The organism is Xanthomonas translucens pv. undulosa (assembly GCF_017301775.1).
Lineage (GTDB): Bacteria > Pseudomonadota > Gammaproteobacteria > Xanthomonadales > Xanthomonadaceae > Xanthomonas_A > Xanthomonas_A translucens.
In genome coordinates, this window is sequence record NZ_CP063993.1 from 1214144 (window position 1) to 1240842 (window position 26699).

Here is a 26699-nt window from a genome sequence, read left to right on the forward strand (position 1 = left end):
GCTTCAGCCCCGACGCGTTACCGGTAAGGCGTCGGGGCTGAAGCCCCTCCTACAGAAAAGCAGAAATGCGGCGAACTTGCGAAAATCCCGAGTCCCGAGTCCCGAGTCCCGAGTCCCGAGTCCCGAGTCCCGAAGCGTCCCGAGTCCCGAGCCTCACCGCCCCCCAGCCACCCGTTGCGCCAGCTTCTTCGCCGAGATCCCGGCCTTGGCGCCCAGTTCCTGCGCGAACAGCGACACGCGCAATTCCTCCAGGTCCCAACGCAGCGCCTGCCATTGCGGATCGGCGCTGCGTCCGGCCGCGGCGGCAGCGGCCAGCGCATCGACGAAGGGCTTCAATTCCAGCATCCGCGCCTGGTCGCGCGCCGGATCGCGCTTGGCGCGTTCGGCGCGCAGGATCATCGCGCGCAGGTAGCGCGGGAACTGCGCCAGCGCCGTGGCCGGGGTTTCGCGCAGGAAGCCCGGATGCACCAGCGCCGCCAGCTGCGCGCGCAGGTCGTCGAGGTTGCCGCTGGCCCAGCCCATCAGCGGCGATTCCAGCTGCGGTTTCAATTCCGCCGCCGCGCCCATGATCGCCTCGGCCAGCTTCAATCGCTCCATCGCCTCGCCGAACAACTGCTTGCCGGCCGCATCGCGGCGCTGGGCGAAGCTGCCCGGGTCGCGGATCGCGTCCAGGCCCTCTTCGAGCAAGGCATTCAACGCCGCATCGACCAGATCGCCGCGCAGCCGCTCCTGCGACTCGATCGCCGCATACAGCAGCCCGGTCTTCGGCGACACCGGCAGCTGCTTGCGCGCCTGCTTGACCTTGTCGGCCAGCGCGATCTCCAGCAGCCGGCGCACGCCGCGCGGATGTGCCGCCTCGGCCTGCGCGCGGTCGGCGAAGATGCGCAGCGCCGCGGCTTCGCCTGTGTCCACCAGGGCCGGATACGCCGGCACCCCCGCCTCGCCCGGCACCTGCAGCGGGATCGGCGCAGACGGGAACTCGCGCAGCCCGTCCGCAGCCATCTCGCGCCCGGCGCGTGCGGCGAAGGCCTGCCCGGCGCGATCGCCGAAGCGCGCGCGCAACGCCTCCAGGTCGCGCGATTCGGCCAGCACCTTGCCGGCATCGTCGCGCAGCCGCAGGTGCATACGCAGATGCGGCTCCAGCGCGCTTTCGTCGAAGTCCAGCGCGCTCAGCGCCGCGCCGGTGGCGCGTTGCAGGAAGCGCGCCAGCTCGCCGCGGATGTCGTCGGCACTGGGCTGCGGGAACGCCTCGTAGAAGGCGCGGGCGAAGTCCGGCGCCGGCACGTAGTTGCGGCGCAGCGCCTTGGGCAGGCTGCGGATCAACGCCGCCGCCTTGTCGGCGACGAAGCCCGGCGCCAGCCACGACAGCCGCGCCGCATCCAGCGCATTGAGCAGGTGCATCGGCACCTCCAGGGTCACGCCGTCGTCGGCCGCGCCCGGTTCGAACTTGTAATGCAGCGCCAGCCGCGCGTCGCCCAGCGCGAAGTACTTCGGATAGCGGTCGGCCTCGCTGCCTTCGCCCGGCAGCAGGTCGGTCAGCGACCAGTGCAGCGCGCGCCGCTGCTCCGGCGCCAATGCCTTCCACCACGCGTCCAGGCCGGCGGCCGAATGCAGTTCGCCGGGAATCCGGTCCAGGTACCAGCGCGCCTGCCAGTCCTCGTCGGCGACGATGCCGGCGCGGCGCAGCTTGGCTTCTTCCTCGTGCGCCTGCGCCAGCACTTTCTGGTTGTCGGCGACGAAGCTGGCGCGGGTATCGATCTCGCCCGGCACCAGGCCCTGGCGCACGAACAGTTCGTGCGCGCCGGGCGGGTCGATGCGGCCGTAATGCACCGGCTTCTTCGGCGCCAGCACCAGCCCGAACAGGCTGATCTGCTCGGAGGCAAGCACCTGCCCCTGCGCGCGCGACCAATGCGGGTCGAAATGCTTGCGCGCCAGCAGGTGCGGCAGCTCGGCGATGACCCAGTCCGGCTCGACCGCGGCATTGGTCATGCCCCACACCTTCTGCGTGTCCAGCAGCGTGGCCGGCAACACCCACGGCGGCGGCTTGCGGGCAAGCGTGGAGCCGGGGAACAGCAGGAAGCGGCGCTGCCGCGGCGCCAGGAAATCGCCCTTCTCGGTACGATGGCCGACCTGCGTCGGCAAGCCGGCAAGCAACGCGCGATGCAAGGCCTGGTAGGCGGCGGCGCGTTCCCGCTCGCTGGCACGTGGCGCGTCGCCGGTTGCGTTGGCCGGCGGCGCGGGCCTGGCAGCGACCGGCGCGACCGCCGCCGGCTCGCTGCGCCCTTCGCGCGCCAGCCGCGCCGCGCGATGCAGTTGCCCACGCGTGGCGCGCGCGCTGGTCTCGGCATCGCGGGCCGGCGGCGGCGATGCGGCACCGGCCAGCAGCGGCTGCAACGACGCGCTCGCCGGCTCCTCGCTCCAGCCCAGTTCCTCGCACAGCAGATGCAACTGGCGGTGCAGTTCGCGCCATTCGCGCATGCGCAGGAAACCGAGGAAGTGGCGCCCGCACCAATCGCGCAGCTTGGACTGGGTCAGCTCCTCGTGCGCCTGCCGGTAGCCGTCCCACAGGCGCAGGATGCCGACGAATTCCGAGCGCGCATCGGCGAATGTGGCGTGCGCGTTGTCGGCCGCCTCGCGCGCTTCCGGCGGGCGTTCGCGCGGGTCCTGGATGCCCAGGAACGCGGCGATCACCAGCATCGGCCGCAGGCAACCGTGCTGCTGCGCGGCCACCAGCATCCGCGCCAGCTTCACGTCCACCGGCAGCCGCGCCATCTTGCGGCCGATCTCGGTGAGCTTGCGCAGTCCATGGCGATCGGGCTCGCCGACCGCGCCCAGTTCCACCAGCTGCTGCCAGCCATCGGCGACCGCGCGCTCGTCCGGCGGTTCCAGGAACGGGAAATCCTCGATCCGCCCCAGCCCCAGCTGCAGCATGCGCAGGATCACCCCGGCCAGGCTGGAGCGGCGGATCTCCGGATCGGTGAACTCCGGCCGCGCCTGGAAATCGGCCTCGGCGTACAGCCGATAGCAGATGCCTTCGGCCACGCGCCCGCAACGGCCCTTGCGCTGGTTGGCACTGGCCTGCGAAATCGGTTCGATGTGCAGCCGGTCCAGCTTCTGCCGCGGGCTGTAGCGCTTGACCCGCGCATAGCCCGGATCGACCACGTAGCGGATCCGCGGCACCGTCAGCGAGGTCTCGGCGACGTTGGTGGCCAGCACCAGGCGCCGCCGCGGGCCGGGATTGAACACCCGGTCCTGATCGCTGTTGGACAGCCGCGCGTACAGCGGCAGCACTTCGGTCTCGCGGTACTTGCGCCGCTCCAGCGCCTGGTGCGCATCGCGGATCTCGCGCTCGCCGGGCAGGAACAGCAGCACGTCGCCGCGCGGATCCAGGCGGGTGATCTCGTCCACCGCGGCCACGATCGCATCGTTGACCGTGCGCTCGCCGGCACGGTCCTCGCCCTCCCCGTCCGCACCGCCGCACTCGCCCTCCAATGGCCGGTAGCGCACTTCCACCGGGAAAGTGCGGCCCTCGACACTGATCACCGGCGCGCCGTCGAAATGCTCGGCGAAGCGCGCGGTGTCGATCGTTGCCGAGGTCACGATCACCTTCAGCTCCGGGCGTTTGCGCAGCAGCTGCTTGAGGTAGCCGAGCAGGAAATCGATGTTGAGGCTGCGCTCATGCGCCTCGTCGACGATGATCGTGTCGTAGCTGGACAGCCAGCGGTCGCTGGCGATCTCGGCCAACAGGATGCCGTCGGTCATGAACTTGATCCGGGTCTCCTCGCCGACCCGGTCGTTGAAGCGCACCTGGAAGCCCACCGCCCCGCCCACCGGCGTGCGCAATTCCTCGGCCACGCGTGCGGCCACCGCGCGCGCGGCGATGCGCCGCGGCTGGGTGCAGCCGATCATGCCGGCGGCGCCGCGGCCGGCGGCCAGGCACAGCTTCGGCAGCTGCGTGGTCTTGCCCGAGCCGGTCTCGCCGGCGATGACCACAACTTGGTGGGCGCGGATCAGCGCCACGATGCGCTCGGCCTCGCGCGCGATCGGCAACTGGTCGTCCAGGGTGATCGCCGGCGCCGCTGCCGCGCGCGCCTGGCAGCGCGCCCGCGATTGCCCCAGCGCCTGCTCGAACGCTGCCTCCAATGCGGGATTGCCGGGCGCGGCCTGCCAGCGCGACCATAGGCCGAACAGCCGGCCGCGGTCGCGGGTCAGCGCCGCGTCGATCGCGTCGCGGCGCTCGCGCAGGCGGGTGGCCAGGTGTTTTTCGATCGTGCTCATCAATCGGATGCCGTTGAACGTTGAATAACAGCGCATGCTTTAGTCTGTCTATTGTGACGCCATATCGTTCCCAACCCCTCAAGAGGATTCCCTGATGGCCAAGAGCAAGACCCCCGGCAAGACCAAGCGCCCCACCAAGCAGGCAACGTCCACCATGCCGCTGGCCACGCTGGCGCCGTCCGCGCCCAACATCGATATCGGGATCAGCGGCGGCGACCGCAAGAAGATCGCCGACGGCCTGTCGCACTTCATGGCCGACGCGTTCACCCTGTACCTGAAGACCCACAACTTCCACTGGAACGTGACCGGGTCGATGTTCAACTCGCTGCACCTGATGTTCGAGACCCAGTACACCGAGCAGTGGGCGGCGCTGGACGATGTCGCCGAGCGCATCCGCGCGCTGGGCTTCAATGCGCCGGGCTCGTACAAGGAATTCGCCGCGCTGACCTCGATCCCGGAAGAGCCGGGCCTCAGCGACAGCGCCGACTGGCGCGAGATGGTGCGCCAGCTGGTGGTTGGCAACGAGGCGCTGTGCCGCACCGCGCGCAAGGCGCTGAAGACCGCCGACGACGCCGGCGACGACCCGTCGGTGGACATGCTGACCCAGCGCCTGCAGACCCACGAGAAGTACGCGTGGATGCTGCGCTCGCTGCTGCAGTAAGGGGTATGGCGGCCATGCCTGCGCAGCAGACATAGCCTCCCAGCTGCGTGGCTCCCAATCCCCACGCCTTCGGCGCGCCCCCTTACCAAGGGGGCTTGCACGCTGCAAGGTCTGCGCAAGAGGCCTCCTGCCTCATACACATCCTGCATACAGACCCACCAGGGTCGCGGCCCGCCCACATGGACGTTCGACGCGTGCTGCGTCTCCCTCGCTGCGTCGCCCGCTGTTGGCCATCGTGCCGGGATGCGCCGTCGGTGTCGCAGCCGGCGTGTCCGCCGGCTTTCATGCGTGGTAGCAGCTCAACCATTCGGGCGTGCCCACCAATAGCGGACATGGCCTGGTCGCGTTGCCGGCGTTGTCGATCGGCTATGTCGCCGGCAGGCGCCGCGTGCGTCGGGCAATACAGACGCACGCGGCAGCTGCCGCCTGACATCGCGGTGCGTGGCGGCGGCGCGCTGCCGCGCTTGACCTACGCGGTATCCTAAGCGCATGCAATCTTCCGCTCATTCCGTGCTCAACCGCGTGTTCGGCTACGACCAATTCCGCGGTCCGCAGCAGGACATCGTCGAACACGTCGCCGCCGGGCAGGACGCGCTGGTGCTGATGCCCACCGGCGGCGGCAAGTCCCTGTGCTACCAGATCCCCTCGCTGCTGCGCGACGGTACCGGCCTGGTCATCTCGCCGCTGATCGCGCTGATGCAGGATCAGGTCGAGGCGCTGCGCCAGCTAGGCGTGCGCGCCGAATACCTCAATTCCACACTGGACGCCGAGACCGCGCAGCGGGTCGAGCGCGAACTGCTGGCCGGCGAGCTGGACCTGCTGTACGTCGCTCCCGAACGCCTGCTGACCCCGCGCTTCCTGTCGCTGCTCGAACGCAGCCGCATCGCCCTGTTCGCGATCGACGAGGCGCACTGCGTGTCGCAATGGGGCCACGATTTCCGCCCCGAGTACCGGCAGCTCACCGTACTGCACGAGCGCTGGCCGCAGATCCCGCGCATCGCCCTGACCGCCACCGCCGATCCGCCGACCCAGCGCGAGATCGCCGAGCGCCTGGACCTGACCCAGGCGCGCCACTTCGTCAGCTCCTTCGACCGCCCCAACATCCGCTACACCGTGGTGCAGAAGGAGAACAGCAAGCGCCAGCTGCTGGATTTCCTGCGCGCGCACCGCGGCAGCGCCGGCATCGTCTACTGCATGTCGCGGCGCAAGGTCGAAGAGACGGCCGAATTCCTGGCCAAGGAAGGGCTCAACGCACTGCCCTACCACGCCGGCCTGCCGGCCGAGGTGCGCGCCGGCAACCAGCGCCGCTTCCTGCGCGAAGACGGCATCGTGATGTGCGCCACCATCGCCTTCGGCATGGGCATCGACAAGCCGGACGTGCGCTTCGTCGCGCATACCGACCTGCCCAAGTCGCTGGAAGGCTACTACCAGGAAACCGGCCGCGCCGGGCGCGACGGCGAAGCCGCCGAGGCCTGGCTGTGCTACGGCCTGGGCGACGTGGTGCTGCTCAAGCAGATGATCGAAAAGGGCGAAGCCGGCGAAGACCGCAAGCGGGTCGAGCGGCGCAAGCTCGACCAGCTGCTCGGCTATTGCGAATCGATGCAGTGCCGGCGCCAGGTGCTGCTGGCCGGCTTCGGCGAGACCTATCCGCAGCCCTGCGGCAACTGCGACAACTGCCTGACCCCGGCCGCGGCCTGGGACGCCACCGTGGCCGTGCAGAAGGCACTGAGCTGCGTCTACCGCAGCGGCCAGCGCTTCGGCGTCAGCCACCTGATCGACATCCTGCGCGGCAGCGACGGCGAGAAGATCAAGCAGTTCGGCCACGACCGGCTCAGCACCTACGGCATCGGCAAGGACCTGGACGCGCGCGCCTGGCGCGGCGTGTTTCGGCAACTGGTCGCCACCGGGCTGCTGGAAGTGGACAGCGACGCCTACGGCGGGCTGCGCCTGACCGACGCCAGCCGCCAGGTGCTCAAGGGCGAACGCCAGATCATGATGCGCCGCGAGGCGCCGAGCCGCGGCCGCGAACGCGGCGAGCGCAGCGGCAGCCCGCGCACCGGCGTCCCGGTGCAACCGCAGGACCTGGGCCTGTTCAACGCGCTGCGCGACCTGCGCGCCGACCTGGCCAAGGAGCAGAACGTGCCGGCGTTCGTGATCTTCCACGACAGCACCCTGCGCAATATCGCCGAACAGCGCCCGACCAGCCTGGACGAGCTGGCCCATGTCGGCGGCATCGGCGGCACCAAACTGGTCCGCTACGGCCAGCAGCTGATCGATATCGTCCTGCAGCAAGGCTAGCCGCAGTAAGAAGAAGGCGGCGCTTGCCACCGCATCGCGGAAGATGGCCGGCGCCGGCAAGAAAATTCCCCGGCACCGACAGGCCGGGTTCAACGTGCTATTGATAGCGTCGGCTGATGGTGGCGCGCAGCGGCGGCTGCCGCCGCCCTCCAGCCCCTCTTTCCTTGGCGTACGTCCGATGAAACGATCCCTCCTGGTTGCCTGCGCCCTGCTCGCCGGCCCGGCCATGGCGCAAACCTCCGCCGACGCAGGTTCCGGCAGCAGCGACAGCGCGGCGGCCAGGCGCGCGCTGGATCTGAGCGTGCCGCAGCAGCCGATCACCTACGGCAGCGACCCGGTGTACAAGGCCGATCCGCCCGGCGCCTACTACGGCGACACCAGCGGCACCTCGGCCTCGGCGCAGAAGGCCGCGGCCACCCAGGCCGTGGCCGAGGCCGAGCAAGCGCGTACCGACCGCTGCAAGGGTGATGTGCACGGCAGCGTCGCCACCGGTTTCGGTTATTCCTCGCGCGGCGGCAACAGCAACTACCAGGCCGCCAACCTCAACCTGTGCAAGACCTACTACAACGACGACGGCAAGCCGCGCGAAGTGGGCATCAGCATCAGCGTCGGCCAGAGCGAAGGCCACGGCGGCTACTACAGCCGCGGCGGCTACGGCTATCCCTACGGCGGCTGGTAGCGGCCAAGCCGCCGGCGCAGCGGCGGCATGCGAGCGTCGGCATCGGGCCGGCGCACCACGCGCGGCACTGAACTTCCCTGTCGGGCGCTACAGCGCGTCCATCTGCGCGCGCACGTCTGCGGCCATAAGGCCGTAGCCCGCCGTGGTGGGATGCGTGCCGTCGGTGGTCGCATAGCGCGCGGCTCCGGTCGCCAGAAATTTCAGATCGTCGCTGCCGCGGATCGATGGCCAATGCTGGAACGCATCGACCGCTGCGCCCATATTCGGCGCAAGCCAGGCGCTGAGTTGCGCAGCGATTCCGGTGCTGCCCCAGCCGCCAGGGCCACCGCAATAGTTCTGGTTCGCTTCGGTGGCCCAGCCGTCGGTAGAGGTGGTCCGCGGCAACAGGTCCGCGGCGAGGATCTTCTGCACCTGGTTGGCACGAAGCATCGCGTAGATGGCCGACAGCCGCATCTGCAGCGTGTCCAGCGACACGCCGGTGCCGGCGAGGCCGATGTCGTTGGTACCGTACATGACGACGGCATGCGTCGCGTATCTCGCCAGCGTCGCGCTGCGCGCATCAGCGACGGCTATCGTGCTGGTGCTGCCGTGCACGGCCATGTTCATGTAGCCGATCTGGCTTGCATCGGCGTCGCTCGAATCGCGCATTGCCCTCGACATCCAGCCCAGGCCGGCCACGCGCGTGGCGCTGCCCGCATCGCCGGTGCCCTGGCAGAGCGAATCGCCCACGCACAGCCATGCCTTGGCGGCCGCATCGACGTGCCGACCGACCAGTTTGGGCACATAACCGTTCGGGCGGCTCTGCACCGCATCTCCGGTTTGCGTCCATTGCCCCACTGCATACACGTCGCTACTGACGGTCAGCGTTGGGTCGAACCAGGCCACGCGGGCTCCGGATTGCGACGTGGCGCGCGCCGAGCTGTTGCACAGGTTCGATGCCGTGGACAGGTCGAACAGCACCAGCAGCTTCACGTACGCGGTCGTCCCGCGCGCAAACGTCGCAAGCGCGAAGTCGGCCGGCGTGAGCGGATCGCTCAGGACGTCGTTGGCGCCATCGTCCAGCGTGATACCGGCCGCGCCGCCGAAAGTGATCGGCTTCACCACGCCACCGATCTCCAACGATGCCCCCTGAATCGGCAGCGTGTTGCCCGGGTTGACCATCGCGTTGTTGCTGTAGGAAAAGCACCAGTTGTCCAACAGCAGGCGCAGCTCGGACAGGTCACCGGAGCCGAGCACGTAGGGCCAGCGGATCTGCACGCCGCGCTTGCCGATCGACTCCTTGCCGTTGTGCACCACATTGCCGGAGGACGCGAAGCGCAACGGGTTCTGCGCAACCGGAGGGTCGCCCTCGCAGTACCGCCGCGGCGGCAGCGCCTGCACGTGGCCTGCGCTGGACGCGGCCGCCGCCAACGGGACGCGCAGCAGGCCCGCGGCCGCCGCCAGCGCACTGCACTGCAGGAAACGGCGCCGCGACGGATCCTGTGCCGCCGCATCGGCAGCGTCGGCATGCACGCACTGCGCCGCATGATCAGGACCGGAAGGCGCACTCATCGGATTCCGCGCGGATGGACAGCCGCAGGATGTGATGTGGAAAAACGGCAATACATCGCTTGCTCCTATGTACTTGGCTATCCCAAGCCTAGGCCCCACCGCTGCCGCAAACAAGCGATCTGTCGCCGTTGTGCAATCGATACGCCATTACGTCTTGTCGCCAGACTGGGCAAACATCGGCAGCTGCGCGCAATCGCGTCTCTGGCTCACAGTTTCAGGCGCATCGCGCCCTCGTCCACGCGCCCGATCCCGCCTTGCACGCCGGCACGGTAGCCCATCTCGAAATGGGTCGCGCCGGCCTCGCCTGCAGCACCCACAGCGACGCGCGCGTCGATGCGCCTACCGTCTCTGCCGCCGTCGGCGCATCGCGCAGTGCGACGTTGCAGTCCTCGCGCCGAACATGGCGCAGCGCACGGCGCGCATCCCGATCATCGCCAGAGTGCAACGCGCAATGTCGCGAAAGCAAGCACATCGCGGAAAACGCTGCCGGCACATGGCGCGCGGCATGCAGGCACCGAGTAGGCAGCAGCGCAGGGATCAAGCGGGCGAGATCGGGCCGCAGAGGATGCAAACCTTATTTTTACTGGTGGGCCGTGATGGATTCGAACCATCGACCAAAAGATTAAAAGTCTTCTGCTCTACCGACTGAGCTAACGGCCCCAAACAACGTCCCGGTCTTGCGCCGGGTGCGTAGTCTACCCCAGCCCCGGGTCAACGCGAAATCAGGCGTAGCGGGTCGGGTCGGCCACGCCGGCATCGGCGAAACCGGCGGCGCGCAGCCGGCAGGCGTCGCAGTGGCCGCAGGCGCGGCCGTCGGCATCGGCGCGGTAGCAGGACACGGTGAGGCCGAAATCCACGCCCAAGCGCTCGCCCTCGCGCACGATGTCGGCCTTGCTCATACGCTGCAGCGGCGCGTGGACGCACAGGCCTGCGCCTTCCACGCCGGCCTTGGTCGCCAGGTTGGCCAGGGTCTGGAACGCGTCGATGAACTCGGGACGGCAGTCCGGGTAGCCGGAGTAGTCCACCGCGTTGACGCCGCAGAAGATGTCCGCCGCGCCCAGCACCTCGGCCCAGCCCAGCGCCACCGACAACATGATGGTGTTGCGCGCCGGCACGTAGGTGACCGGGATGCCCTCGCCGCCCGCGTCCGGCACCTCGATGTCGTCGGTCAGCGCGGAGCCGCCGATGCTGCGCAGGTCGACGTTGACGGTCTTGTGCGCCACCGCGCCGAGCGCGGCGGCCACGCGCGTGGCCGCGTCCAGTTCGGAGGTATGCCGCTGCCCATAGCTGACGCTCAGCGCATGCACGGCATAGCCCTGCTCACGGGCGATGGCGACGACGACGGCGGAATCCATGCCACCGGAGAGTAGGACGACGGCGTTTTTCATTGGGGTGCCGGGAATGGGGAATGGAGAAACGCGAATGGGTAGAGCGTAGCAGCCGCACCGAACAGGGAGGATCGCCGGTTTTCGGGAAGCGGAAGCGAGGCCAGCAACAAGACGCCTGCAATGCAGCGCTTTGCCGATTCCGGTTGCTCCATTGCCGATTCCCGGCTGCGCGCCCGCGCAGCTAACGCCCCGGCTCGTCGTTCCACAGCAGCTTGTGCAGCTGCATCTGGAAGCGCACGGGCAGGCGGTCGGCGACGATCCAGTCGGCCAGCTCGCGCGGCGCCAATTCGCTCTTGCTCGGCGAGAACCACACGGTGCAGCGCTCGTGCAGGCGGTGTTCGGCGACGATCGCGCGCGCCCAGTCGTAGTCGGCGCGGCCGCACAGCACGAACTTGATCTGGTCGCGCGCGGTCAGCAGCGGCAGGTTTTCCCAGCGGTTGCGCTGGGACTCCTGCGAGGCCGGGGTCTTGATGTCGAGCACCCGCGACACGCGCGGGTCCACGTCGGCGATGTCCAGCGCGCCGGAGGTTTCCAGCGATACGTCGTAGCCGGCGTCGCACAGTTGCTCGAGCAGGCGCAGGCAGCGCTTCTGCGCCAGCGGCTCGCCGCCGGTCACGCAGACGTGGCGCACGCCGTGGCGCGCCACTTCGGCCAGGATCGCGTCGATGTCCCACCACTGCCCGCCGTGGAAGGCGTAGGCGGTATCGCAATAGCTGCAGCGCAGCGGGCAGCCGGTCAGGCGCACGAACACGGTCGGCCAGCCGGCGCTGTCGGCCTCGCCCTGTAGCGACAGGAATATCTCCGTCAGCTTCAGGCGCGGTAGCGGGCTTTGAACGATTTCGCTTGGAACGGCGGCCATGGCGGGAAAGTATGCCCCCGCGACGATGGCGGCAGCGTTCGGGGGCTCAGCGCAGCTGCTGGCCGATGCGGATCGACTGCAGGCGGTCCTGCGCGGTGCGCGCGGCATCCGATCCAGGATACTGGCTGATCACCTGCTGCAGGGTCTGCTCGGCGTCCTGGGTGCGGCCCTCGCCGTACTGGGACAGGCCCAGCTTGAGCAGGGCGCCGGAGGCCTTGTCGTGGGTCGGATAGCGGCCGATCAGGTCGCGGAACTGCGCCTCGGCCAGCGGGAAATTCTTGGTGGCGTAATAGCTCTCACCCAGCCAGTACAAGGCATTGGGGGCATACACGCCGTTCGGGTACAGCTCGAGGAAGCTCTGGAACAGATTCGCCGAGTCAGCGTATTTGCCGGCCTTCAGCGCGTCGAAGGCGACGTTGTAGCTGGTGCGCTCGTCGCCGCTGGCGGCGAGCGTGCCGGCGTCGCCATGCACCGACGGCGGCCGTTCGGAAACGGCGGCAGCCGGCTTGGCGGCGGGTGCGGGTGCGGCAGCGGCGGGTGCGGTAGCGCCAGCCGGCGGCAACGGCGGCGTGGCGCCACCCTCGATCCGGTTCAGGCGGCCGTCCAGGTCCAGGTACTGGTCCTTGGCGCGCTGCTTGAGTTGTTCGTTGTCGTGCTGCAATTGCTCGATCGTGGCCTCCAGCGACTGCACCTGCGTCCGCAGCTGGTTGAGCTGGTTCAGCATGTCGGTGTTGCCCTGGGTGTTCATGGCCTGCTGCTCAAGCGCGGACACGCGATCGGCGAGACTTGCGCGCTGCGCATGAGCCGGCGCGGCGGCCACCAGGGCCGCCGCAACGATCATCGATGTAAGGACACCGATACGCATCTATTACTGAGCCGTGTACACGATCTCGACGCGGCGGTTCTGCGACCAGCAGGACTCGCCCGACTCGGTGCACACCGGACGCTCTTCGCCGTAGCTGACCACGGTCAGCTGCGCAGCCGAACCGCCGGCAGCCTGCAGCGCCGAAGACACGGCGTTGCCACGACGCTCGCCCAGGCCCATGTTGTACTCGCGCGAACCGCGCTCGTCGGCATTGCCCTGCAGGGTGATGCGCGAGGACGGACGGTCACGCAGGTACTTGGCGTGGCAGGCCATGATCGCCTGGAACTCCGGCTTCAGCGAGTCCTGGTCCAAATCGAAGTAGACCACGCGCTGGCGCAGGCAGGCATCGGTATTCAGATCGCCCGGGCCGTAAAGGCCGGAGGTCGACGGGCCGGTCGGGGTGGTGGAACCGGTGGTGCCGGTGGTGTCGGTCGGGGGAACTTCCTTGACCTTCTTGGAGCAGCCGGCCAGAGCTGCAACGGACAACAGCGAAACAAGCAGTACGCGGGTGGTCTTGTTCATGGGGATACCTATATGGCTCCTGAGCCGAAAAGGGGTTCAACGCAGCGAAATATTAACATCAAACTTACGTGTCAACGCGCCGTCCGGTACGGCGACCACGACGGCTCGCGCACGTCGCCATCGGCCAGCACCAGGCGCTGACGGACGCGGGCATCGGCCGAGACCGCGTATAGCACCCCTCGCCCGCCTTCGCGGGCGGCGTACAGAACCATGCTTGCGTTCGGGGCGAAGCTCGGCGACTCGTCCAGCGACCCCGTAGACAATGTGCTCCAGCGCGGCGAACCCAGGCTGCGGTCCATCATCGCGATCTTGTAGGTGTTTCCGCTGCCCTGGGCGACGGCGATCTTGTTGCCGTCGAAAGACACGCTGGCGGTGGCGTTGTAGTTGCCCTGGAAGGTGACCCGGTTGGCGCTGCCGCCGGTCGCCGCCACCTGGTAGATCTGCGGCCGGCCGCCGCGATCGGAGGTGAAGTAGATGCTGTTGCCGTCCGGCGCCCAGGTCGGCTCGGTGTCGATGCCGAAGTGGTTGGTCAGCTGGGTCAGCTGCTTGCTGCCCAGATCCATCACGTAGATCTCCGGGTTGCCGCTGCGCGACAGCGCCAGGGCCAGCTTGCGGCCGTCCGGCGAGAACGAGGGCGCGCCGTTGATGCCGCGGAAGCTGGACACCAGCTGGCGGGCGCCGGTGGCGATGTCCTGCAGGTAGATAGAGGAATTACCGCGCTCGAAGCTGACGTAGGCCAGCTTCTTGCCGTCCGGGCTCCAGTTCGGCGACAGCAGCGGTTCGGCCGAGCGCACGATGGTCTGCGGGTTGTAGCCATCGGAGTCGGCGACCATCAACGCATAGCGCATCGCCCCGCCCTTGCCGCTGGCGGTGACGTAGGCGATGCGGGTCCAGAACGCGCCGCGCACGCCGGTGATCTTCTCGTAGATCGCATCGGCCATCTGGTGCGCCACGTCGCGCATCGCACTGGCGCGCGCGGTCATCGCCAGGCCGAGCATGCGCTCGCCCTTGGCCACGTCGAACAGTTCGTACTCGACCCGGTAGGTGCCCTCGCCTGCATCCATCACCCGGCCGGCGACCAGGTAGTCCTGCTTCAGCGCGCGCCAGGTGGCGTATTGCACTTCACTGCCGCGGGTCGGGCGCTCGACGATCTGCGCCTCGGGCAGGTTGCGGAACTGGCCGGAACGGTCCAGGTCGGCACGCACCACCGCGGCCACGTCGGTGGACGGTGCGGCCGCCGAGCCCTGGTAGGGCATCGGCACGACGGTGATCGGGGTCGCCGACGCGTTGCCGCCGACGATGTCGATTTCCAGGCCCTTGTCCTGCGCGAACGCGGCCAGGGGGAGCAACAGGGCAGCCAGGACGGCAAGCCAGCGCGGCAGTTTCTTCATGGGTCGCTCAGCGGTACTCGGGAAAGGCGCAAGAGATAGCAATGCGCGGGTGAACGTATTCGCAATCATGAACCATCGATCTGTGAAGCCGATGGCAGGAAGCCCGGATTATCGCCTATCAAGCCGCCCGGGAGTGAAAGCGCAAGCTTTGAGTCCCGAGTCCCCGCATCTCACCGATCCTGCGCAGTGAAGTTGAAGGTCAGATCGCGCGCGAACACCGATTCGAAGCCCCGGTACGGCAGCGGCTGCGCCCGCAGCACCGCGGCCTCGATCGAACGCCGGCCCGCTTCGTCGTAGGGACAGTCGGGACTGACCTTGGCCTCGATCACCTGCCCGCCGACGATCTGCTTGATCGCGATCTTGCACTTCTGCCCCAGCGGCACCGAATCCGGGCGCACCCACTGGCTCAGCACCGCCTGCTGGATCGCCGCGGCGTACTTGGCCGACAGGTCGGTATTGGTGCCGTTCTGCCCAGGCGTGGCCTGCGGCGTGGACGCGGCAGTGGCCGAGGCCTGCTTGGCGCGCACGTCGGCCAGCTGGCGCAGCTTCTGCTCGGCCAGCTTGGCCTCGCGGTCGGCCTGCTCGCGCTGCTTGCGGATGTCGGCGATCTTCTTCTGCCGCTCCTCTTCCTGCTGCGCGGCCAGGCGCTGCTTCTGCTCGGCCTCTTGCTGGCGCTTCTGCTCGGTCAGGTCGATCTGCTCCTGGCGGCGCTTGGCTTCCTGCTCCTGCTTCTCCTTTTCCTGCGAGATCGCGGTGCGGCTGGCGCGGTCCTGGTCGACCTTGTCCGGCACCGGGATGAAGTCCTGCGCCTTCTGCTGCTGCTCGGTCGGCGCCTGCTGCGGCTTGGGCACGGGCACCGGTTGCGGCGGCGGCACCGTGTCGTCCTCGGCGACCTCCTTGACCGGTTCGGGCAGCGGGTCGGGCAGCGGCTTGGGCGCGTCCTGCACCGCCTTCTGCGCCGAACGCACATCCGCCGCCGACACCACCAGCGAGGCCTCGACCATCGGCGAACCGGCGGCCGGTTCCACCTCGCGCACCGGCGACCACCACCAGGCAAGGAAGAACAGCAGCCCGAGCAGCACGTGCACGGCCAGCGCGAGGAGCACGCCGACGATCAGGCCCTGGTCGCTGTCCTGTTCGCGGGGCGGTCGGGAATCGGCTTCAGCGTGCATTGGTACCGGGCTGGCTCATCAGGCCCACCTTGGGAACGCCAGCCTGCTGCAGCATGACCATGGTATCCATGACCAGCTGGTAGTTGGAATTGCCGGGCGCGGCGACGAACACCGGCACGTCCTTGTTCTGGCCGACGAAGGCCTGCATCTTCGCCTTCAGTTCCGGCGCGCCGATCTTCTCCGGCTTGCCGTCCTGCAGGGTCAGCGTGTAGTGGCCCTCGGCATCGACGCTGACGATGACAGGGTCCTTCTTGCTTTCCACCGAACGCGCGGTGGAATCGGGCAGGTCCACGTCCACGCTCAGGCTGAGCAACGGCGCGGTGACCATGAAGATGATCAGCAGCACCAGCATCACGTCGATGTACGGCACGACGTTGATCTCGGACTTGAGCTTGCGGCGTTTGCGGCGGGAAATGGCGGCAGTCATGCGGGAATCCTGGGGTCTTGGGCGGAGCGCGCGGCGGCGCTCAGTCGCCGCTGGCCTGGCGCTGCAGGATGGAGCTGAACTCTTCGGAGAAGGTCTCGAAGCGCACCGCCATCCGCTCGGCCCGGGTGGTGAAGCGGTTGTACGCCCACACCGCCGGGATCGCCACGAACAGGCCAATGGCGGTGGCGAACAGCGCCTCGGAAATGCCCGGCGCGACCGCGGCGATGCCCGCCTGCTGGCCGCTGTTGAGCATGTCGTGCATGGTCACCATGATGCCGAACACGGTGCCGACCAGGCCCACATAGGGCGCGGTGGAGCCGATGTTGGCGAGCAGCTCCAGGTTGCGCTCCAGGCGGTCCACTTCGCGCGCATAGGTCGCGCGCATCGCCCGCTGCGCGCCTTCCAGCTGGATCCGCGCATCGAGCTTGCGCTTGTCGCGCAGGCGGGTGAACTCGCGGAAACCGGCCTCGAAGATCGCCTCCAGCCCGCCGACGACGCGGTTGCGGTCGGCCGCCCCGGCGTAGAGCTTGGTCAGGTCGGTGCCGGACCAGAAGCGGTTCTCGAAGTCGTCCGCGTCGCGGTTGGCCTGCTTAAACACCCGCGCCTTACGGAAAATGATCACCCAGCTGATCAGCGAGCCGAGCAGCAGCAGCAGCACGATCACCTTGACCGGCAGGCTGGCCTTGATCAGCAGATCCAGATAGTTGATGCCGCCATGGGCGGCGGTGCTGGCGACGGCCTGCGCGGCGTTTTGGGTCACGTCCTGCGGTAGCGCCTCCGCCACCGTGTCCTGCAGGGCCAGGAGCAATGCGATCATCCGTCGTTCCTCAATAATTCGGTTTCAGTGATTTCGAGAGCTTTCAATTGGTCGTACAACGCGTCGTCGATGCCGCGCGGGCGGAAGTTGCCAGCGCCCAGCGCCGCCACCTTCACTTGCGCACGCAACAGCAACTCGCCGTCGCGGTGGATCGACTGCGCGAACAGCAGGCTGGCGCGCTTGCATTGCGACAGCGCGACACCGACCTGCAGCGTATCGTCCAGGTGAGCCGGGCGAAGGAAGTCGAGGTGCATCGCGCGCACCGCTAACACCAGATCGTGCTGCAGGCGCAAGCGCTCCTGTCCGTAGCCCAGCGCGCGCAGCCATTCCGTGCGCGCCCGCTCAAGAAAGGCGACGTAGCGTGCATGGTAGACCACGCCACCGGCATCGGTATCTTCCCAGTAGATGCGTGTCGGCCAACTGAATAGCAGGGACTGTGAACTCGGGACGCGGGACGCGGTGGTCATGAAACCGACCTGGTCGAAGAGAAAGCCCGGTGCGCCATGGCGACTGCGCGACTCAAAACAGTTCCCCCGGGTCCCGAGTCCCGTGTCCCGAGTCCCGCGGCGGCTTCAGGCCCAGGTGCAGATAGGCCTTGTTGGTCGCCATGCGCCCGCGCGCGGTGCGGATCAGGTAGCCCTGCTGGATCAGGTAGGGCTCGATCACGTCTTCCAGGGTGCCGCGCTCTTCCGACAACGAGGCGGCCAGCGACTCGACCCCGACCGGGCCGCCGTCGAAGTAATCGATGATGGTGCGCAGCAGGCGCCGATCCAGGTCGTCGAAGCCTTCCGGATCGACCCCGAGCATCTGCATCGCCGCCTGCGCCACGTCCAGGTCGATGTGGCCGCTGGCGCGGACCTGGGCGAAATCGCGGACCCGCCGCAGCAGCCGGTTGGCGATGCGCGGGGTGCCGCGCGCGCGCCGCGCGATCTCGGCGCAGCCGTCGGCGTCGCAGGCGATGCCGAGGATGCCGGCGGAACGGCGCACGATCCTGCCCAGCTCTTCGGGGGTATAGAACGCCAGGCGCTGCACGATGCCGAAGCGGTCGCGCAGCGGCGCGGTCAGCAGGCCGGCGCGGGTGGTGGCGCCGATCAGGGTGAACGGCGGCAGGTCGATCTTGATCGAGCGCGCGGCCGGGCCCTCGCCGATCATAATGTCGATCTGGAAGTCTTCCATCGCCGGATACAGCACTTCCTCGACCACCGGCGACAGGCGGTGGATCTCGTCCACGAACAGCACGTCGTGCGGCTGCAGGTTGGTCAGCAGCGCGGCCAGATCGCCGGCCTTCTCGATCACCGGGCCGGAGGTCACCCGCAGGTTGACCCCCAGTTCGTTGGCGATGACATGGCTGAGCGTGGTCTTGCCCAGGCCCGGCGGCCCGAAGATCAGCACATGGTCCAGCGCCTCGCCGCGCGCCTTGGCCGCTTCGATATAGATCGACAACTGCTCGCGCACCGGCTGCTGGCCGAGGTAGTCGGCCAGGCGCTTGGGACGGATGCTGGCCTCGACCGCGTCGTCTTCGCGGGTGGCGCTGCTGGCGATGATGCGGTCCATCAGCGCGACTCGGGACTCGGGACTCGGGACTCGGTAAACGCTCCGGCCATCGGGCGGGTCATCGGCAAACGGACAGTGGCGCGGGCGCAGGTCGGCATCCGGCTATTGTAGGCAACTGGCAGGCGAACTGCCGTTTTTCCGATTCCCGAGTCCCGAAACCCGAGTCCCGGCCCCACTCAGATCTCCACCTGCGCCCCAAGCTCCACCAGCCGGTTGCCCGGAATGCGGAAGAAGCCGGTGGCCGGGGCGGCGTTGCGGTGCATGACCGCGAACAGCTTGTCGCGCCAGATCGGCATGCCGCGGTTGGCGCTGGCCACGATGGTCTCGCGGCTGGCGAAATAGGTGGTATCCATCGGGTCGAAGTAGATGCCGCCCTGGTCGCAGGAGCGCATCAGCGCCAGCGGCACGTCGGGGGTCTCCATGAAGCCGAAGCGCACGATCACCCGGTAGAACTCGTCGCCGATGGCGTCCATCTTCAGCCGCTGCTTGGCCGTGGCGTACGGCACCGGCAGGGTCTCCACGGTCAGGAACACATTGCGCTCGTGCAGCACCTTGTTGTGCTTGAGGTTGTGCATCAGCGCGTGCGGCACCACCAGCGGATCGGCGGTCAGGAACACCGCGGTCCCCGGCACACGCACCGGCGGCGCCAGCATCAGCCCGGGAAGAAAGGTATCGAGCTTGATGCCGTCCTTGCGGATCTCGCCCTGCAGCAGCTTGCGACCGCGACGCCAGGTGCGCATCAGGGTGAACAGGATCAGCCCCAACAGCAGCGGGAACCAGGCGCCATCCATGAACTTGATGATATTGGCGTAGAAGAACGCGCAGTCCACCGCCACGAACACTACCGCCATCATCCACAGCAGGACCCTGGGCACGCGCGGATTGGCGCGCGCATAGATGACCATCAGCACGGTGGTGATGAGCATGGTGCCGGTGACCGAAACGCCGTAGGCGGTGGCCAGGGCGGTGGAATTGCCAAAGCCCAGCACGGCCATGATGACCAGCGCCAGCAGCATCCAGTTGACCCCGGGAATGTAGATCTGGCCGATCGTCGAATCGGAGGTGTGGCGGATGTGCATGCGCGGGATGTAGCCGAGCTGGATCGCCTGGCTGGCCACCGAGTAGGCGCCGGTGATCACCGCCTGCGAGGCGATCACGGTGGCCGCGGTGGCCAGCACGATCATCGGATACAGGCCCCACTCCGGCACCGATTCGTAGAACGGATTGCGCACCGCCGCCGGGTCGCGCAGCATCAATGCCCCCTGCCCCAGGTAGGTCAGGGTCAGCATCGGCAGCACCAGGAAATTCCACGAATAGCGGATCGCCTTGGCGCCGAAATGGCCCATGTCCGCATACAGCGCTTCGCCGCCAGTGACCGCCAGCACCACCGCGCCGAGGACGAACACCGCGTGCCAGTTGTGCTCGGCGAAGAAGCGCACGCCCCACCACGGATTGAGTGCGTGCAGCACCTCCGGCGCCTTGGTCAGGTTGTAGACGCCGATCGCGCCCAGCGCCAGGAACCACAGCACCGTGATCGGACCGAACGCCTTTCCGACCCGCTCGGTGCCGAAGCGCTGCGCCACGAACAGCATCACCAGCACCATCACCGTGATCGGCACGACGAAGCTGTGCAACCGCGGCGCCGCCACCTCCAGGCCCTCCACTGCCGACAACACCGAAATGGCCGGGGTGATCACCCCGTCGCCGAAAAACAACGAGGCGCCGAAAATGCCCAGGATGCCGACCACATATACCGAACGCGAGCCGCCGGGCAGCGTGCGCTGCGCCAGCGCGGTCAGCGCCATGATGCCGCCCTCGCCATCGTTGTCGGCGCGCATGATGATCGCCACGTACTTGAGCGTCACCACGATCATCAACGCCCAGAACACCAGCGACAGGATGCCCAGCACCGTGTCATGGTCCGGGGTCAGGCCGTAATGCGGCGAGAACGCTTCCTTCAAGGTATACAGCGGACTGGTGCCGATGTCGCCGAAGACGACGCCGATGGCGCCCAGTACCACGGCGAAACCGGTCTTGCCGTGCGCGGCGTCGTTGCCGTCGCAGGGGGCTGGAGTAGGAGTGTGGTTCGAGGACATGTCGAAGTCAGGTTAGCGCCGCGAGGCGTGAAGAAGGAGGTACGGCGCGCGGTCAGCGCAACGCGGCCTGCAAGGCCTTGCGGATGACGCTGGCGACCTCGTCGCCGTCGGCTGCGGCGTCGCGCGCCATCTTCGCCGCCTCGGCCGGCTTGTAGCCGAGCTGCTGCAGCGCCACGGTGGCCTCGGACACCGCATCGGTGCCGAGCTGGCCGCTGACCGGCGCGCCGCCGCTGAAGTCCGCAGCCCGGTCGCGCAGCTCCACCACCATGCGCTCGGCGGTCTTCTTGCCGATGCCGGGGATGCGGGTCAGTGCGGTGACGTCGGCCGTAGTGACCATCCGCGCGAACTCGTCCACGCTGACCCCGGACAGCACCGCCAGCGCGATCTTGGCGCCGATCCCGGTGACCCGCTGCACGTCGCGGAACAGGCGCCGCTCGCCCTCGCGCAGGAAGCCGTACAGCGACACGCTGTCCTCCTTCTGCGCGTAGTGGGTGAACAGGATCACGTCGCGGCCGACGTCGGGCAGATCGTAGAAGGTGCTCATCGGCGCCTCCAGTTCATAGCCGACCCCACCCACGTCGATCACCAGCCACGGCGGCTGCTTGTAGGCGAGGATGCCGCGCAGACGGCCGATCACTGGAGCGCTCCTTCGGGACTCGGGACTTGGGACTCGGGACTCGAAGGGCTGGCGGCACGATGGGGATGGACGGGCACGACCCGGCACGGCGGCGATGCCTCGGAACGCGACAATCCGCGGTTCCGAGTTCCGAGTCCCGAGTCCCGAGCCCCGATACATTTCATCATTTCCTGCTCCAAGCCTGCTGCGTACTGACGCCCAGGCGCTGCGCGGTCGCGCGCACGTGGGCATGGGTGATGGCCACCGCAAGCGCGTCGGCGGCGTCGGCCTGCAGTTTTCCGGTCAGACTCAACATCAGACCGACCATATGTTGCACCTGCTGCTTCTCGGCCGCACCCTTGCCGACGATCGCCAGCTTGATCTCCTTGGCCGCGTACTCGTGCACCGGCAGGTCGCGCAGCACCACCGCGCAGATCGCCGCGCCGCGCGCGTGGCCGAGCTTCAGCGCCGCGTCGGCGCTCTTGCCCATGAACACCCGCTCGATCGCCACTTCCTGCGGCTGGTATTGCTCGATCAGCGCGCCCAGCCCGTGCAGCAGGCGCTTGAGCCGCTGCGAGAAGTCGCCTTCGCCGAGCAGCAGCAACGGCGCATGGTAGACATGGGTGGTGCGGCCGCTGCCGTCGATGTCGATGATGCCCACGCCGGTGCGCTGCGAACCCGGATCGATGCCGAGGATGCGCACTCTGGCGGGACTCGGGACGCTGCCGGGACTCGGGACTCGGCACTCGGGACTCGAAGGGCTGGCGACGCGGACGGTTTGAGCGGGTACGCCCCGGGGCGCCAGCGATCCATCAGGCCCCGTCGACTCGCCGTTCCGAGTCCCGAGTGCCGAGTCCCGAGTCCCGGCCGTCGCCACCTCAGCCGCCACTCAACACGGACTGATCGGCATTGGAATACACCGCCTGCACATCATCCAGGTCTTCCAGCATGTCCAGCAGCTTGCGCACCTGCAGCGCGGTGTCGCCTTCGACGGCGATGTCGTTGTCGGCGCGGAAGCTGATCTCGGCATGGTCGGCGGACAGGCCGGCGGCCTGCATCGCGTCCTTGACCGCGTGGAACGCATCTGCCGAGGTCAGCACATCGATCGCGCCGTCCTCCGCATAGACCACGATGTCGTCGGCGCCGGCCTCGATCGCCGCCTCGGTGATGGCTTCCTCGTCGGCACCGGCAGCGAAACTGAGCACGCCCAGACGCTTGAACATGAACGCCACCGAGCCTTCGGTGCCCATGTTGCCGCCGCACTTGCTGAACGCGTGGCGCACGTCGGCCACGGTGCGCACGCGGTTGTCGGTCAGGCAATCGACGATCACCGCGACCCCGCCCGGGGCATAGCCCTCGTAGCGGATCTCCTCGTACTCCACCCCTTCCAGCTCGCCGGTGGCCTTCTTTATCGCGCGCTCGATCACGTCCTTGGACATGTTCGAGGCCAGGCCCTTGTCCATCGCCACGCGCAGGCGCGGGTTGTTGGACGGGTCGCCGCCGCCGGCGCGCGCGGCGACGCCGATCTCGCGGATGATCTTGGTGAAAATCTTGCCGCGCTTCGCATCGGATGCGTTCTTGCGGGCTTCGATCGAGGGGCCTCTACCCATGGGGCGTTCCGGACATCAGTAAGGACAAGCGGCGGATTTTACTCGATTGCGCCGCCGCGCCCGCATCGGCGACGCTGGCAGCCACCATGCCGACTGCGGCGCGCCCGTCCCAGTGGCCGAGATCCTTCTGCAGCAAGGCCGCGCTACGCCCCGGAGCGATGCCGAGGCCGCGTCGCAACAGCGACTGCGCCGCCGCGCTGCCGGCCAGCGGCATGCCCAGGCAGACCACACGGGTCACCGGCAGCTGCGGCTCCCGGCGCAAGGCATGCGGCGCGATCAGCCCGCCCAGGCTGTGCCCGGCCAGCGCCGCCTCGGCACCGCCGAACGCGGTCGAATAGCCGAAGCGGGCGACACGAAAGCCAGCGCGGCACAGCCGCCAGGCCAGCGGCCCGAGCCTGGCGCGGTCGTTCCAGATCCCATGCAGCAACAGGACCTGCGGCAACGGACCGGCCGCGGCGTTCGCGGCGCACATGGGCGCCGCCTCAGCCGCATGCACCAGCGCAGACAGCCGCACGCCCGCGAAACGGCAAAGCGTCACAGTTCGAACGACCAAGGCGACATTCTTGCCCAGCTGCTTCAAGAAAGCGCACTGCCGGTCGTTAACGCAGAGTAGTCCATTGCTGCGTCCACTCGATGTAGCAACGGCGAAAAAACCCGCGCCATCTGTGCATGCATCGAACAATCGCTGCATGGCATCGCGATAGCCGCGGGAGTGACAGAGCAGGCCCATGGAAAATTCAATCCCACGCATCAACTGACGCGCCAAGCAATCTTCAATCCGGATGCGGTCCAGGGCAAGCCGGCCTATCGACTGGCGGCGGACGAAGGAAACAGGATCGAAACGCAGGTCTGCGCAGTCAGCAAGGAGAAGCGCTGCATGTATAACAGAGGCATCATTTTGGCATCCTGCGTCGCCGTGGCGGCCGGCGTCTGGCTTGGAAGTTGCGTCTCGAAGAGCGGTGCCTCTCATGCCGCATCCAACGCCGGCCAAGCCGCCGCGCAGGGCCAAGCCCCGGTCAAAACTGCGCTTGCCCGCAGCGCCGCCAATGGCGCCTCGCCGCAGCTCGCACCAGGCGCCTCCCCCTACTTCGACGCACCGGACAACGGCACGCTGGTCACCTATGCCGGCCACGCCACGCCGACCAAGGAAGGTCCATTCGAGCTTTTCCCTGCGCGCATCAGCGAGCGTTACGCGTTGCGCGCCACGATGGAGGGCAAGATGACCATCGTCGCGCCCGACGGCACCCGGCTGCAGATGGATTACGTCCGCCACACGGAAGGCAAGAACGGCAACTGGACCTGGGTGGGACGTTTGCCCGGCGCGCTGGTGGGTGAGGAATCGGTCATCACCTTCGGCAAGAACGCGGTGTTTGGCTCGCTCGGCGCCAGCGGCGGCAAGGTCTACCGCATTTCCACCGTCGAGGGGCAACCTTATGTGATGGCGGCATCCGAAGTCGAAGTGCGATCGGCGGCGCCGAGCAGGCGTGGCGATGCGCGGGAGATGCTGCCCAGCGCCAACGCTGCGCCGCGCGCGGCGGCCACCGGCATCATTCCCAACTACAGCAACTTGGGCAAGGTCAATGCCGCCGCCGGCACCACCTCCACCAATACGATCGACGTGGTGCTTGGCTATACGCCGGACTACAAGGCATATCGGGGCGGGGAGTCGGCCACAGAGACGGTGCTGACCAATCTGGTCGAGGTCGCCAACCAAGCCTTCGCCAATGCCAATGTGCAGGCGCGCTATCGCCTGGTCGGCATCATCGAAGTCGGCTATACCAACAACAACGACAATAGCCAGGCGCTGGACGAACTGACCTGGATCCAGGCCTACAACGACGCATTCCGCCCGATTCGCCAGGTGCGCGAGAACTATGGCGCCGATCTGGTCGCACTGGTCCGTCGCTTGAATAGCGCCAGCCAAAACAGTTGCGGCGTCGCCTGGGTCAATGGAAGCACCGATTCTCGCTATGCGTACGCGATTGTTTCCGATGGTGTTGACGGCAACTACTCCTGCTACTCGACAACGCTTGGACATGAACTCGGGCACCTGCTGGGTTCGCATCACCAACGCGAAACCGGGCAAGAAACCGGCTATAACTACGGACACCGTAGCGACGTGGGCAGCTTCCACACGGTGATGGCATACGCCGTCAATGGCCAGCGCGAAGTCAACATCTACTCAACTCCCGCGATCCAGGGATGCTATGGACAGGCCTGCGGCGTGTTTGCCGAAGCCGACAACGCGTCCGCGTTCATGCTGACCGTTCCGCGCGTTGTTCAATATAGAGCGACCGTGGTGCCGTTCGAGGACTCGAGTTCGCCAGGCCAGATCGTCGGGCCCTCCGGCAAGTGCCTGGACGTGGTGGACGGCAGGACCGACAACACCGCGCGGATTCAGGTCTGGGGATGCAACGGCTTGCGCCAGCAGAAATGGCAGTGGCAAAGCAAAAGCCGGGCGCTGCGCAACAACGGCACCGACAGGGTGCTGGATATCGCCGGGGCGAAGAGCAGCAACGGCGCGGGCGTGCAGCTCTACCAGGGGTTGAACGCTTCCAACCAGCGCTGGAACTTCCGCTCGTCCTCCATCATCGCCACGGGCGGCAAGGTGCTGGACGTGGTCAACGGGGGATCTGGCAACGGCGCGCGCCTGCAGACCTGGGACAATCTCGGCGGCAGCAACCAGACCTGGCAATTCGATCCGGCCACCGGCGCCATCCAGGTGTCCAGCGGACGCTGCCTCGACGTGATGGGCGGCGGCGTGACCAATGGCACGGCAGTGCAACTCTGGGACTGTTCGGGGAATAAGTACCAGAAATGGTCGCTGGGCACGAATGGCTCGATCGTCGGCTACGGCGGCAACTGCCTTGAAGCCAGGGGGGCCTCCGGCGCGAACGGCAACACCATCCTGATGGCCACCTGCAATGGAAGCGCCGCGCAAGCCTGGCGGATTCGCGGGCAGATCCGTAGCGACCTCAACAACAAGTGCCTCGATGACTCGGAAGGCGGCAGGAGCAACGGCGCACGCGTGCAGATGTGGGACTGCCTGGGCAATCCCAACCAGACCTGGGAACTGCAGCCCAACTGACCGGGCGACCGACGAGAGCGCTTTCCAACAGGGCGTGTCGTTCCGATCCAGGTGTTCGTTGCTGTGCGGTGCATTTTCGCCGAGAACGACCCGATGGACGCGGAGCGACACGCCCTGCTGGCCTGCAGGCGTCGCGGTTGACCAAGGTACTGCGCCGCGTGCTCATTGCCGTGCAGAGCACGTTGCAAAGCCGACGGCGGCTGCAGCGCAAGCGATGCCGTTGCACACGCCGTTAGTATTGGTTGGCGTTGCGCAACGCCTGCAACGCGATACGCCGGCACGGCCGTGTGGCAGCGGCCAGGCTAGCGCCGCGACACGCGGCGCAGAATGAACTCCAGGTCGCGTGTCTGCCCGACCGGGAACTCGTAGCTGCCGACCTTCTCGAAGCCGTAGCGCGCGTAGAAACGCTGCGCGCCGAAGTTTTCCGACCACACGCCGATCCACAGCGTGCGCGGGCCTTCGCGTTCCAGCCAGGCCAGCGCGGTTTCGAACAGGCGGCTGCCCCAGCCACTGTTCTGGTGCGAACGCAGCAGGTACAGCCGCTTCAGTTCGCCGTCGCCGGGCTGCACCTCGGCATGCGGCAGGCCGCAGGGGCCGGCCGCGGCATGGCCCACCGCCACGCCGTCGTCCTCGAGCAGCCAGATCGCGTAGTCCGGATGCTGCAGGATGATGCGCTGCCGCGCGGCGGTGTAGGTCTGGTCGAGGAAGCCATGCAGGTCCTGCGGCGAATACAGGTGGCCGAAGGTCTCGGTGAAGGTGGCCGCGGCCAGCGCCGCCAGGGTGGTAGCGTCGTCCGCGGTGGCCTGGCGGATCGCCAATGCCATCGC

Annotated in this window: 22 protein-coding genes and 1 tRNA gene; 4 read left to right on the top strand and 19 right to left on the bottom strand. The window is 67.8% G+C overall.

The features are described 5' to 3' along the window. Positions 1–153 precede the first annotated feature (153 nt). The gene (gene hrpA / locus ISN38_RS05045; RefSeq protein ID WP_058358495.1) at positions 154–4278 is read right to left on the bottom strand and encodes an ATP-dependent RNA helicase HrpA; all 4125 of its coding nucleotides are present in this window, start codon (positions 4276–4278) and stop codon (positions 154–156) included. A gap of 154 nt (positions 4279–4432) precedes the next feature. Between hrpA and ISN38_RS05050 the strand changes: the two genes are divergently transcribed. The 3 genes from ISN38_RS05050 to ISN38_RS05060 all read left to right on the top strand — a co-directional run bounded on the left by ISN38_RS05050 (position 4433) and on the right by ISN38_RS05060 (position 7916). After that, positions 4433–4939: a Dps family protein gene (locus ISN38_RS05050; RefSeq protein WP_171815550.1), complete on the top strand. Its 507-nt coding sequence runs from the start codon at positions 4433–4435 to the stop codon at positions 4937–4939. A gap of 489 nt (positions 4940–5428) precedes the next feature. Further along, entirely contained in the window at positions 5429–7237 is a 1809-nt protein-coding gene (gene recQ, locus ISN38_RS05055; RefSeq protein WP_003472540.1) for a DNA helicase RecQ, read from the top strand. A 178-nt stretch (positions 7238–7415) separates the two neighbouring features. Further along, positions 7416–7916: a DUF2059 domain-containing protein gene (locus ISN38_RS05060; protein WP_058358493.1), complete on the top strand. Its 501-nt coding sequence runs from the start codon at positions 7416–7418 to the stop codon at positions 7914–7916. A gap of 87 nt (positions 7917–8003) precedes the next feature. Here ISN38_RS05060 and ISN38_RS05065 read toward each other — a convergent pair whose 3' ends face one another. The 17 genes from ISN38_RS05065 to ISN38_RS20790 form a co-directional block, all read right to left on the bottom strand. Continuing rightward, entirely contained in the window at positions 8004–9518 is a 1515-nt protein-coding gene (locus tag ISN38_RS05065; RefSeq protein ID WP_241753986.1) for an SGNH/GDSL hydrolase family protein, read from the bottom strand. A gap of 533 nt (positions 9519–10051) precedes the next feature. Next, positions 10052–10127 (bottom strand) — tRNA-Lys (locus ISN38_RS05070). A 62-nt stretch (positions 10128–10189) separates the two neighbouring features. Beyond that, on the bottom strand, positions 10190–10855 hold the full coding sequence (gene queC / locus ISN38_RS05075) for a 7-cyano-7-deazaguanine synthase QueC (protein WP_047324644.1): 666 nt from the start codon (positions 10853–10855) through the stop codon (positions 10190–10192). A 181-nt stretch (positions 10856–11036) separates the two neighbouring features. Beyond that, positions 11037–11714, bottom strand: coding sequence for a 7-carboxy-7-deazaguanine synthase QueE (queE, locus tag ISN38_RS05080; RefSeq protein WP_047324643.1), 678 nt, complete (start codon positions 11712–11714; stop codon positions 11037–11039). A 46-nt stretch (positions 11715–11760) separates the two neighbouring features. Further along, positions 11761–12579 (bottom strand): tol-pal system protein YbgF, encoded by an 819-nt coding sequence (gene ybgF / locus ISN38_RS05085; RefSeq protein ID WP_058362289.1) that lies wholly within the window; start codon positions 12577–12579, stop codon positions 11761–11763. A gap of 3 nt (positions 12580–12582) precedes the next feature. Continuing rightward, a complete protein-coding gene (gene pal, locus ISN38_RS05090) occupies positions 12583–13101 on the bottom strand; it encodes a peptidoglycan-associated lipoprotein Pal (RefSeq protein WP_003472553.1) in 519 nt (172 codons plus the stop codon). A 71-nt stretch (positions 13102–13172) separates the two neighbouring features. Continuing rightward, positions 13173–14492: a Tol-Pal system beta propeller repeat protein TolB gene (gene tolB / locus ISN38_RS05095; protein ID WP_003472556.1), complete on the bottom strand. Its 1320-nt coding sequence runs from the start codon at positions 14490–14492 to the stop codon at positions 13173–13175. A gap of 170 nt (positions 14493–14662) precedes the next feature. Beyond that, positions 14663–15664: a cell envelope integrity protein TolA gene (gene tolA, locus ISN38_RS05100; protein WP_003472559.1), complete on the bottom strand. Its 1002-nt coding sequence runs from the start codon at positions 15662–15664 to the stop codon at positions 14663–14665. Further along, positions 15654–16091, bottom strand: a complete 438-nt coding sequence (gene tolR / locus ISN38_RS05105; protein ID WP_003472563.1) for a protein TolR — start codon at positions 16089–16091, stop codon at positions 15654–15656. The genes tolA and tolR overlap by 11 nt, the downstream gene beginning before the upstream one ends. A gap of 40 nt (positions 16092–16131) precedes the next feature. Beyond that, positions 16132–16908 (bottom strand): protein TolQ, encoded by a 777-nt coding sequence (gene tolQ / locus ISN38_RS05110; RefSeq protein WP_206712089.1) that lies wholly within the window; start codon positions 16906–16908, stop codon positions 16132–16134. After that, positions 16905–17375, bottom strand: coding sequence for a tol-pal system-associated acyl-CoA thioesterase (ybgC, locus tag ISN38_RS05115; protein WP_058363855.1), 471 nt, complete (start codon positions 17373–17375; stop codon positions 16905–16907). The genes tolQ and ybgC overlap by 4 nt, the downstream gene beginning before the upstream one ends. Before the next feature lie 52 nt (positions 17376–17427). Then, a complete protein-coding gene (gene ruvB / locus ISN38_RS05120) occupies positions 17428–18462 on the bottom strand; it encodes a Holliday junction branch migration DNA helicase RuvB (RefSeq protein WP_003472573.1) in 1035 nt (344 codons plus the stop codon). Between the two features lie 176 nt (positions 18463–18638). Next, positions 18639–20558 carry a potassium transporter Kup gene (locus ISN38_RS05125; protein ID WP_003472575.1) on the bottom strand — a complete coding sequence of 640 codons (1920 nt, stop codon included), beginning with the start codon at positions 20556–20558 and terminating at the stop codon, positions 18639–18641. Positions 20559–20610: 52 nt separating this feature from the next. Next, positions 20611–21195 carry a Holliday junction branch migration protein RuvA gene (ruvA, locus tag ISN38_RS05130; protein WP_003472576.1) on the bottom strand — a complete coding sequence of 195 codons (585 nt, stop codon included), beginning with the start codon at positions 21193–21195 and terminating at the stop codon, positions 20611–20613. Between the two features lie 163 nt (positions 21196–21358). Continuing rightward, positions 21359–21877, bottom strand: a complete 519-nt coding sequence (ruvC, locus tag ISN38_RS05135) for a crossover junction endodeoxyribonuclease RuvC (protein ID WP_003472578.1) — start codon at positions 21875–21877, stop codon at positions 21359–21361. Positions 21878–22052: 175 nt separating this feature from the next. Beyond that, positions 22053–22784, bottom strand: coding sequence for a YebC/PmpR family DNA-binding transcriptional regulator (locus tag ISN38_RS05140; protein WP_003472580.1), 732 nt, complete (start codon positions 22782–22784; stop codon positions 22053–22055). Then, positions 22777–23514 carry an esterase/lipase family protein gene (locus ISN38_RS20790; protein ID WP_230811730.1) on the bottom strand — a complete coding sequence of 246 codons (738 nt, stop codon included), beginning with the start codon at positions 23512–23514 and terminating at the stop codon, positions 22777–22779. Before ISN38_RS20790 ends, ISN38_RS05140 begins: the two co-directional genes overlap by 8 nt. Here ISN38_RS20790 and ISN38_RS05150 point away from each other — a divergent pair. Next, complete coding sequence (locus ISN38_RS05150; protein WP_233243518.1) at positions 23497–25872, top strand: ricin-type beta-trefoil lectin domain protein; 2376 nt, start codon at positions 23497–23499, stop codon at positions 25870–25872. The two genes, ISN38_RS20790 and ISN38_RS05150, sit on opposite strands and share 18 nt — an antisense overlap. Positions 25873–26174: 302 nt before the next feature. Here ISN38_RS05150 and ISN38_RS05155 read toward each other — a convergent pair whose 3' ends face one another. Next, the gene (locus ISN38_RS05155; protein ID WP_003472586.1) at positions 26175–26696 is read right to left on the bottom strand and encodes a GNAT family N-acetyltransferase; all 522 of its coding nucleotides are present in this window, start codon (positions 26694–26696) and stop codon (positions 26175–26177) included. Between the last annotated feature and the right edge of the window lie 3 nt (positions 26697–26699).